Genomic DNA, 10,530 nt, shown 5'->3' on the forward strand with positions numbered 1-10,530 from the left:
CCGCCGGTCGCCGGGCAGGACGCCCGCCGACCGGCGCCGGACGGTCGCGCTCAGGTGCCCGAGAGCGCGGCGGGGCGGGCACGGCGGCCCGCCTTCTGCGCCAGGTACCGGTCGGCGACGCGGGCGCACTGGCGACCCTCGTTGATCGCCCAGACGATCAGCGACTGACCGCGCCGGCAGTCGCCGGCGGCGAACACGCCGTCCTCGGAGGTCGCGTACGTCGCGGCCTTGATGTTCCCGCGCGCGTCCTTGTCGAGGCCGAGGGCGTCGATGACGAGCGGATCGGGGTGCAGGAAGCCCATGGCGAGCAGGACGAGCTCCGCGGGCTGCTCGCGGTCGGTGCCCTCGACCGGCTTGAACGGCGGGGCCGGCTCGGCCTGCGCGTAGCGCAGCTTCGCGACCCGGCCCTGGTCGTCGCCGTCGAGCCCCAGCGTCGCGACCGAGAAGTTCTGGACGCCCTTGCCGATGGCCCGGGCCTCCTCCATCGCGTAGCTCAGGCGGAACTTCTGCGGCCACAGCGGCCACGGGGTCCGGTCGTCGGGGCGCGACGAGGGCGGCTCGGGCAGCAGCTCGACCTGGACGACCGAGGCGGCCTCCTCGCGGATGGACTGCGCGACGCAGTCGGCGCCCGTGTCGCCGCCGCCGATGACGACGACGTGCTTGCCGCGGGCGCTGATGCCCCGCGGCTCCGGGCGGGGCGCCTGGTGCGGCACGCCCTGGTCGTCCTGCGCCCACCGGGTGCGCTCGTAGAGGAACTCCATCGCGAAGTGCACGCCGTCGAGCTCGCGGCCCTCGACCGGCAGGTCGCGCGGGATCCGCGAGCCGATCGCCAGCACGACCGCGTCGAACTGCTCGCGCAGCTCCTCGACCGTCACGTCGACGCCGACGTCGACGCCGCAGCGCAGCGTCACGCCCTCGTCGACGAGCTGCTGGACGCGACGCTCGACGACGTGCTTCTCGATCTTGAAGTCGGGGACGCCGAAGCGGATCAGGCCGCCGGCGGCCTCGTCGCGCTCGAACAGCGTGACGGCGTGGCCGGCGCGGCGCAGCTGCTGCGCCGCGGCGAGCCCGGCGGGACCGCCGCCGACGACGGCGACCGTCTGACCGCTCTCGGCGGCCGGCGGCTCCGCGGTGACCCAGCCCTCGGCCCACGCGCGGTCGATGATCGTGTTCTCGATCTGCTTGATCGTGACGGCGTCGCCCTCGTTGATCTCCAGCACGCAGGCGGCCTCGCACGGAGCGGGACAGACGCGGCCGGTGAACTCGGGGAAGTTGTTCGTCGCGTGGAGCTGGTCGATCGCCTCGCGGAACCGCCCGTGGTAGACGAGGTCGTTCCAGTCGGGGATCAGGTTGCCCAGCGGGCAGCCGTTGTGGCAGAACGGCACGCCGCAGGACATGCAGCGCGCACCCTGCTGCTGGACCTCCTCGACCGGCCGCGGCGCGATGAACTCGGTGTAGCGGTTCACCCGCTCGGCGGGATCGTCCCACCGCACCGGGGACCGGTCGACCTTCAGGAACCCGCCCAGCTCGCCCATCAGTACTGCTCCTCGTCGGTCGTCTGCGGGGCCCCTACGGCTTCCGTCGTCTCCTGCTCCGCCGCGCGGGCGCCGACGGCGGCCTCCTCGTGCGCGAGCTGCTCCAGCACCCGGCGGTAGTCCGCGGGGAAGACCTTCACGAAGCGCGAGGACGCGTGGTCCCAGTCGCCGAGCAGACGCTCGGCGACGGCGGAGCCCGTCCGGTCGCGGTGCTCGGCGACCAGGTCGCGGAGCTCGATCAGGTCGGCCTCGTCGGGGTCCTCGAGCTGGTCGGCGATCGTCGGGTTGACGTTGCGCCGGAACGTGCCCGCCTCGTCGAGGACGAACGCGAAGCCACCGGACATCCCGGCACCGAAGTTGCGTCCGACCTCGCCGAGGACGACCACCCGGCCGCCGGTCATGTACTCGCAGCCGTGGTCGCCCACGCCCTCGACGACCGCGGAGGCCCCCGAGTTGCGCACCGCGAACCGCTCGCCGGCCCGGCCCCGGAAGAACGCCCGGCCCTCGGTGGCCCCGTAGAGCACCGTGTTGCCGACGATCTGGTTGTCCTCGGCGACGTAGGTCGCCGACTCCGGCGGGGTCACGGACAGCACGCCGCCCGAGAGGCCCTTGCCGGTGTAGTCGTTCGCGTCGCCCGAGAGGGAGAACTCGACGCCCGGCGCGAGCCAGCCGCCGAAGCTCTGGCCCGCCGAGCCGGAGAACGCGATCTTCAGCGTGCCCTCGGGCAGCCCCTCGGCGCCCTGCGCCGTGGCGATCCGCGACGAGATGATGCCGCCGACGCAGCGGTCGACGTTGCGGATCCGCGACGTCAGCTCGACGGCCTCGCGGCGCTCCACGGCGGGCAGGGCGTCGGGCAGCAGCTTCCAGTCGAGGTGGTCGTCCAGGTGGCCCTTCAGCTGCGGGTTCACGCCCCGCAGCGTCGCGCCCTCGGCGAGCTGCGGCCGGTGGAACAGGTTGGCCAGGTCGACGCCGCGCGCCTTCCAGTGGTCCACCGCCTCGTCGGCCTTCAGCAGCTCGCTGCGCCCGATGATCTCGTCGATCGAGCGGGCGCCGAGCTCCGCGAGGATCTCGCGGACCTCCTCGGCGACCATCAGGAAGAAGTTGACGACGTGCTCCGGGGTGCCCTTGAACCGCTTGCGCAGCTCGGGGTCCTGGGTCGCGATGCCCACCGGGCAGGTGTTGAGGTGGCAGGCGCGCATCATGATGCAGCCCGTCGCGATCAGCGGGGCGGTCGAGAAGCCCATCTCGTCCGCGCCGAGCAGCGCCGCGATGACGACGTCGCGGCCCGTCTTGAGCTGGCCGTCCGTCTGGACCTTCACGCGCGAGCGCAGGTCGTTGAGCAGCAGCGTCTGCTGGGTCTCGGCCAGACCGATCTCCCACGGCACGCCGGCCGAGACGATCGACGACAGCGGCGACGCGCCGGTGCCGCCGTCGTGGCCGGCGATGACGATGTGGTCCGCGCCGGCCTTCGCGACGCCGGAGGCGATCGTGCCGACCCCGACCTCGGACACGAGCTTGACCGAGACGGACGCCTCGGGGTTGCCGCAGCGCAGGTCGTAGATCAGCTGCTTGAGGTCCTCGATCGAGTAGATGTCGTGGTGCGGCGGCGGCGAGATCAGCCCGACGCCCGGCGTCGTGTGCCGGACGGAGCCGATGTACTTGTCGACCTTGTGGCCCGGCAGCTGGCCGCCCTCGCCGGGCTTGGCGCCCTGAGCCATCTTGATCTGCAGCTGGTCCGCGTTGGCGAGGTAGTGCGACGTGACGCCGAACCGGCCGGACGCGACCTGCTTGATCGCGGAGCGCTTGCGGTCGCCGTTCTTCTCGGGCGTGAAGCGCCGCGGGTCCTCGCCGCCCTCGCCGGTGTTGGACTTGCCGCCGAGGCGGTTCATCGCGATGGCGAGGTTCTCGTGCGCCTCCGTCGAGATCGAGCCGAGCGACATGGCGCCCGTCACGAACCGCTTGACGATGGCCGAGGCGGGCTCGACCTCCTCCAGCGGCACGGGCTCGACGCCGTCGGTGTCGAAGGCCATCAGGCCGCGCAGCGTGGCCTTGCGGGTCGCGTTGCCGTTGCTCGCGTCGGAGAACTCGCGGAACTTCGTGCGGGCCTCGTCGTCGGGCGCGTCGCGGTCGCCGACCCGGACCGCGTGCTGCAGCAGCGAGATCGTCGTCGGGTTCCACATGTGGTGCTCGCCGTCGCGCCGCCACGAGTACATGCCGCCGACCGGCAGCAGCGCCTCGACGCGGGCGCCGACCTCGGTCGGATCGTTCTCGGCGTCGAGGATCCAGGCCCGGGCGTGGCGCTCGAGCGTCTCCTGCGCGAGCACCTCGACCCCGACGCCGCCGATGCGCGACGCGGTGCCGGTGAAGTACCGGTCGACGAGATCGGCGTGCAGGCCGACCGCCTCGAAGATCTGGGCGCCGGAGTACGACGCGATCGTCGAGATCCCCATCTTGGAGATCGCCTTCAGGAGGCCCTTGCCGATGGCCTTGACGACGTTCTTCTGGGCCGTCGTGACGTCGTCGACGTCGGGGATGCGGCCCTTGGCGACGAGGTCGTCGACCGTGTCGAACATCAGGTACGGGTTGATCGCCGCCGCGCCGTAGCCCAGGAGCGTCGCGAAGTGGTGGACCTCGCGCGGCTCCGCGGACTCGATGACGAGGCCGGCCTCCAGCCGGACGCCCTCGCGCACGAGGTGGTGGTGGATGGCCGCCACCGCCAGCAGCGACGGGATCGCCACGCGGGACGCGCTGGCCGCGCGGTCCGACAGGATCAGGACGTTGCGCCCGGCGCGGATCGCGTCGTAGGCCTCGTCGCAGGCGTTCGCCAGCCGCTTGAGGATGCCCTCGGGACCGTCGGTGACGGGCCAGGTGATGTCGAGCGTGTGGGACTTGAAAATGCCCTGGTCGACCTGACGGAGGGTCTCCATCTCGTCGTTGCGCAGGATCGGGTGCTTCAGCACCAGGTGGTGCGCGTGCTCCGGCGTCTCCTCGAGCAGGTTGCGCTGGCCGCCGATCGAGGAGGACAGGGACATGACGATGTCCTCGCGGATCGGGTCGATCGGCGGGTTCGTGACCTGGGCGAAGAGCTGCTTGAAGTAGCTGAACAGCGGCGGGCGCTTGTCCGAGAGGACCGCGAGCGCCGCGTCGTTGCCCATCGAGCCGATCGGCTCGGCGCCGCCGGAGGCCATCGGGGTCAGCAGGACGCGCTCGTCCTCCTGGGTGTACCCGAACGCCTGCTGCAGCTGGCGCAGGTGCTGGCCGGACTCGTGGACCGCGGTGCGCTTCTCCAGGTCGGAGAAGTGGACGACCTGGTCGGTGTGCCACGCCTCGTACGGGCGCTGCGTGGCGACCTGCTTCTTGACCTCGGCGTCCGAGACGACGCGGCCGGCCTCGAGGTCGACCAGGAACAGCTGACCCGGCGCGAGGCGCCCCAGCCGCTCGATGTTGCTCGGCGGGATGTCGAGCATCCCGGCCTCGGAGCCCAGGATGATCCAGCCGTCCTTCGTCTGCGCCCAGCGGCCCGGGCGCAGCCCGTTGCGGTCCAGCGTGGCGCCGACGGTGCGGCCGTCCGTGAAGAGGACGGCGGCGGGGCCGTCCCACGGCTCCATGAGCAGCGAGTGGTACGCGTAGAAGCCGCGCAGCTCGGGCGTCATGTCGTCCCGGCCCTCGTAGGCCTCGGGGACCATCATCATCACCGCGTGCGGCAGCGACCGGCCGGCGAGCATGAGGAGCTCGAGGACGTTGTCGAACGTCGCGGAGTCCGAGCCGCCGGGGCGGACGACCGGCTTGATCTTGCCGATGTCCCCGCCGAACAGGTGCGAGGCGAGCTGCGACTCGCGGGCCCGCATCCAGTTGATGTTGCCGCGAAGGGTGTTGATCTCGCCGTTGTGGGCGATGACGCGGTTGGGGTGCGCGCGGTCCCAGCTGGGGAACGTGTTCGTCGAGAAGCGCGAGTGGACCAGCGCGATCGCGGACTTGAAGCGCTCGTCCTGCAGGTCGGGGAAGAACGCCGGCACCTGGGCCGACAGCAGCATGCCCTTGTAGACCAGGGTGCGCGACGAGAACGTCGACGCGTAGAACTCGGGCGTCGCCAGCTCGCAGATGCGGCGGATGACGTAGAGCTTGCGCTCGAAGGCGTCCTGGTCGTGGTCGAACCCGGGGCCCGCCTCGATGAAGATCTGCCGGAAGTACGGGCGCGCGGCGTTGGCCGTCGTGCCGATCTCCTCCTCGCGGACCGGGACGTCGCGCCACCCCAGGACGCGCTGGCCCTCGGTGCGGACGTTGCGCTCGATCATCTCCTCGATGCGGCGGCGCGCCGTCTCGTCCCGCGGCAGGAAGCACATGCCCACGGCGTAGGAGCCGGGCTCGGGCAGCTCGAAGTCCACGACCGCGCGCAGGAACTCGTGCGGGATCTGGACGAGGATGCCCGCGCCGTCGCCCGTGCGGGCGTCCGCTCCGGCGGCCCCGCGGTGGTCCAGGTTCTCGAGCGCCGTGAGGGCCCGGACGAGCGTCTCGTGCTGCGGCTCGTTGTCCAGCCGGGCGACCATCGCGACGCCGCACGCGTCGTGCTCGTTCTGTGGGTCGTAGAGGCCTGCGGCCACGGGAAGACGGGTGTATCGGGTCATAGGCAAGGGAGGTGCACCGCGGGAAGGGCCCGAGGAGCGGTCCGGGGTGGGCGGCAAAGCGACCCGGAGGGAACGGCGGATTCTACACCCAGACCGGCGACGATCCAGTCCGGAGGAGCTCGGGGCCCGGACCGCCGTCGCGCCGCCGGGGTGCCCACGGGGGCCGTGCCCGCACCGCGGCCGATGACGGCGCACGCGGCCGGGACCGGGGGCCCGGGGGCCCGGGCCGGAGGGATGGCCGCGTCCCGGCACGGGTACGTTCCTCAGGAATGGCCTCCGAAGCGGACGACGGGCGACCGGCACGACTGCGCCCGCTCAGGGACGTCGACCTCGACCGCCGGGCCTGGCGGGGCGTCTTCGTCCGGGCCTTCGAGGCGTTCCGCTCACAGGGGATGACGGACTGGGCGGCCACGCTGGCCTACTACTCCGTCCTCTCCCTGGTCCCGATCCTCCTGGTCGCGGCGGCGCTGCTGACGCTGCTCGGGGCGGACTCGCTGCCGGGGACCCTCGCGGACGAGTTCTCCTCGCTCGTGTCGGACCGGACGTCGAGCGCGACGGCGAACGACAGCGCCGAGGCCGTGCGCGGGCTGATCGAGAACGCCCTCCAGCAGGCGAAGGGCGGCGCGTCGATCGCCCTGGCGATCTCGATCGTCCTGGCCCTGAACGGCGCCTCGGGCGCCTTCGCGGCCGCCGGCCGGGCCCTGAACGTCGTCCACCACGTTCCCGAGACCCGCGGCTTCGTCCGTCACAAGCTCGCGGACGTGGCCACCGCCGTCCTGGCGATCGTGCTGATGGCGTTCGCGGCGATCCTCTTCGTCCTCGGCGGCTCGATCGCGGACGGCGTCTTCGACGCGCTCGGGCTCGGCGACGCCCCGATCGTCTGGCAGGTCCTGCGGATCCCGGTCGGCCTCGCGGCCCTGCTGCTCGTGATCGGCCTGATCTACGCGCGGGCCCCGGACATGCACGAGCCGAGGCTGCGGCTGTTCACCGCGGGCACGCTCACGGCGCTCGTCGTCTGGATGACGGCGACGCTCGGGTTCGCCGGCTACGTGCGGTTCGCCGGCTACGGCAGCGCCTACGGCGCGCTCGGCGGCGCAGTCGTCCTGCTCTTCTACCTCTGGCTCTCCTCCGCCGCGTTCCTGTTCGGGGCGCAGGTCGAGGCCGAGACGGAGCGCACGCGGCTCCTGCGCGGCGCGCCGCCCGCGGCCATGGGCGTGCCCCTCGAGGACGACCTCCTCGACGACGACACCGACGACCTGCGCTGAGCGGCCCGCGGTCCGGTCCGCGACCGGCCCGGGCCCGGCGGGGACGGCCCGACGGGGGCGGGCGGCGCAGCGCGGGCTCAGGGCCGGGCGCCGACCCGGCCCGCCCGGTCGATCTCGGCCGCGACGCGGTCGCGCAGGACGTCCGCGTCCGCCGCGGTGAACCACTCCACGATCGGGTCCTCCGGCGCCTCCGCGAAGACGAAGACCACGTCGACGCGCTCCGCCCCGGCCAGCAGCGCGGCCAGCGCGTAGACGTCGCGCTGCAGCCCGTAGTGGCGCTCGACGATCGCCCGGGGCGCGCGGCCCCCGAGCCGGTTGGTCTTCCAGTCGGCGATCGTGGTGCGTCCGTCGCCCGCGTCGAGCCACAGGTCGACGACCCCCTGCACCAGCGGGCGCCCGGCCCCGACGTCGAAGAGGAACGGTCGCTCGACGTGCCGTCGCCCGGGCGGCAGCGCGAGCGCCCGGACCGCGACCGCGGTGGCCTCCAGGCGGGACGCCATGGCCCGCAGGGCGTCGGCGTCGTGGGCGTCGAGCGCCCCCAGGCCCGGGGCCTCCTCGGCGAGCACCGCCCGGACGTCGTCCCCGGTCGCCGCGGTGCCGGTCGCGGCCGCCGGTGCGGGCCCGCGGAGGCGCGCCTCGAGCAGGCCGTGGACCGCGACCCCGCGGGTGCGGGCGTCCAGCGCCGCGGTCGTGAACAGCGTCGGGGGCGGGGTGGCCGGCAGCCCGGCGGGGTCGTCGTCCGTGCGCTCCTCGTCCGCTGCGGGCCGGTCGTGGCGCACGTCGCCGGGGTCATGCTCCAGACCGAGGCGCTCCGCCAGCGCCGAATACGACACGGGGTCCGGCAGCGGGAGGGCCGGCGGCGGCTCGGGCGCGTGGCCCGCCCGGTCGGGGTCCCAGGCGTGCCCCGCGGGCTCCGCGGGCGGTCCGGGCGCCGGGGCCTCGCCGACGGTGGCGGCCGGGGTGGACGCGGGATCGGCGACGACGAGCCGGACCGCGGCGGGGACGGCGATCCGCCCGGTCGGGTCGTGGACCTCGAACGTCGCCTCGGCGCCGACGGCCGGCCACGCGTCGACGGGGACGGTCAGCGGCAGCAGCCAGCGCAGGGGCGCCGTCCGCGGGGCGAGGTCGTGCTCGTCGGGGACGCCCGCCAGCGCCCGGGTCTCGTCGAGACGCTCGAGGACCACCCGCTCCGCGCCGCTGCCCTCGCTCGCCCGCGGCCAGGCGCCGCAGAGGACCAGGCGCTCCTTCGCACGGGTCACCGCGACGTGGACGAGCCGTCGCTCCTCCTGCGCCTGGGCGCGATCGGCGGCCGACGACAGGGCGTCGTAGTCCCACAGGCGGACCGGCTCGCCCCCGGCGCTCGTCCGCAGACCCACCAGCTCGCTGTCGGGGTCGGCGTCGAGCAGGATGCCGGCGCGCGAGGCGTTGATCGGCGAGCCGAGGTCGCAGAGGACGACGACGGGCCACTCGAGGCCCTTCGAGCGGTGCACCGTGGTGATCCGCACCGCGTCGCCGTCGGTCAGGACCGGCGCGTCGGGCCCGTCGCGGTCGGCCGCGATCCGGGCGAGCACCCCGGGGAGGTCGTCGCCGCGGGCCTCCTGGTCCTCCACCCAGGCCACGAACGCCTCGACCACCGCCCAGCGGCGCGGCCCCCCGGGGCGCGCGAGGATCGCCGAGCGGTACGCCTCGTTGGCCCGCAGGTCCGCCAGCAGGGCGGCCGGGCCGGAGCGCCGGAACAGACCGCGGTGGCGGACGAGGGCCATCGTCTGCAGGTCGAGCTCGTCGCGGGCGTCGTCGGGCACCACGAACACGGGCCGATGACCGATCGCCCCCGTCGCGCGCAGGGTGTCCCAGAGCCGCGGTGGCGGGGTGCGGGCCTCGCGGGCGCGGGTCAGGGCCTCGCGATGCTCGGCCGCGAGCGGCACCAGCCCGTCGGCGTCGACCCCCGCGGTCGGCAGCCGCAGCGCGCCGAGCAGCGCGGCGTCGTCGAGCGGGTTGGCCACCGCCCGGAGCCACGCCTCGAGCTCCTGGGCCTCGAGCGTCCGCAGGAGCGGGCTCGCCACGACCGGGACGGCGTCGATGCCGCGCTCCAGCAGGGCGCGCTCGAGGGCCGCCACGGGCGCCGTCCGGCGGACGAGGACCGCGACGTCGGCGGCGCTGCGCCCGGCGGCGACGAGCTCGGCCACGAGGCCCGCCACGTACTCGGGCTCGCCGGCGGCGACCTCGTCCTCCCCCGCGTCGTCGGTGCCGGTGCTCCGCGTGGGTCCGGGCCGCGGGTCCTCGGCGAGGACGTGGACCTCGACCGCCGGGGCCTCCCGGGTGTCCTGCGGCACCCGTTCGTGGCCCCCGACCAGCGGCTGGTAGCCGTCGTGCCCGGGTGCGCCCAGGCGGTTGGCCAGCGCGAGGACGCCGGTCGGGCAGCGGAACGTCTCGTCGAGCAGCAGCCGTCCGTCGCCCGCCTCGGCGCGCCGGGCCGCGGCGTCGAAGCCGGCGACGGTGGCGTGCCGGAAGCCGTAGATCGCCTGCAGGCGGTCGCCGACCTGGAACCGGGCCTCGGGCGTCGAGAGCCGTTGGACGAGGGCCAGCTGGACCGGGTTGGTGTCCTGGTACTCGTCGACCAGGACCTGACGGAAGCGCGCCTGCAGGCGCGCCTGGACGTCGGGCCGGCGCTCCAGCAGGGCGAGCAGCGCGAGCAGCAGGTCGTCGAAGTCCATGACCGCGCGCTCGCGCTTGATCCGGCGGTAGGCGCGGGACGTCGCCACGAGCAGGGCCTCGCGCAGCCGCAGGTCGCGTTCGGCCCCGGGCAGGACCTCGACGGCGCGGGCCAGCTCCGCGGCGGCCTCGATCGCGTCGCGCAGGGCGGCGACCGCGGGGCCCTTGCCGACCTTCGGCGCGCGGGTGGGCATGGTCCAGCCCGCCAGGACCGCGGCGGGGGGCAGCGCCGCACCGGGCGCCTCGGGATCGCCGACGTCGCCCAGGACGTTCGAGACCGCGTCGAGCACGAGGTCCAGTGCCCGTCGCGCGGCCTCGGTCGCCTTGCCCTCGTCGAAGACGGCCCGCGCCTCGGCGGCGGCGGGCTCCGCCGCGGCGACCAGCGCCCGCAGC

General features: G+C 74.3%; 4 protein-coding genes. 1 reads left to right on the forward strand and 3 read right to left on the reverse strand.

The genetic code is table 11. From position 1 onward, the window contains the following. Positions 1 to 50 precede the first annotated feature (50 nt). On the reverse strand, positions 51 to 1,535 hold the full coding sequence (locus Q7T67_RS06905) for a glutamate synthase subunit beta (protein ID WP_304787380.1): 1,485 nt from the start codon (positions 1,533 to 1,535) through the stop codon (positions 51 to 53). Beyond that, complete coding sequence (gltB, locus tag Q7T67_RS06910; protein WP_370695369.1) at positions 1,535 to 6,160, reverse strand: glutamate synthase large subunit; 4,626 nt, start codon at positions 6,158 to 6,160, stop codon at positions 1,535 to 1,537. Before gltB ends, Q7T67_RS06905 begins: the two co-directional genes overlap by 1 nt. A gap of 269 nt (positions 6,161 to 6,429) precedes the next feature. On the opposite strand from gltB, the gene Q7T67_RS06915 reads away from it, so the two are divergent. After that, entirely contained in the window at positions 6,430 to 7,425 is a 996-nt protein-coding gene (locus Q7T67_RS06915; RefSeq protein ID WP_304787383.1) for a YihY/virulence factor BrkB family protein, read from the forward strand. Between the two features lie 77 nt (positions 7,426 to 7,502). Here Q7T67_RS06915 and Q7T67_RS06920 read toward each other — a convergent pair. Beyond that, positions 7,503 to 10,530, reverse strand: a 3,028-nt coding sequence (locus Q7T67_RS06920) for a UvrD-helicase domain-containing protein (RefSeq protein WP_304787385.1), incomplete at its 5' end; no start/stop codon positions are given.

It is taken from the genome of Patulibacter sp. (assembly GCF_030655195.1).
Taxonomy (GTDB): Bacteria; Actinomycetota; Thermoleophilia; order Solirubrobacterales; family Solirubrobacteraceae; genus Patulibacter.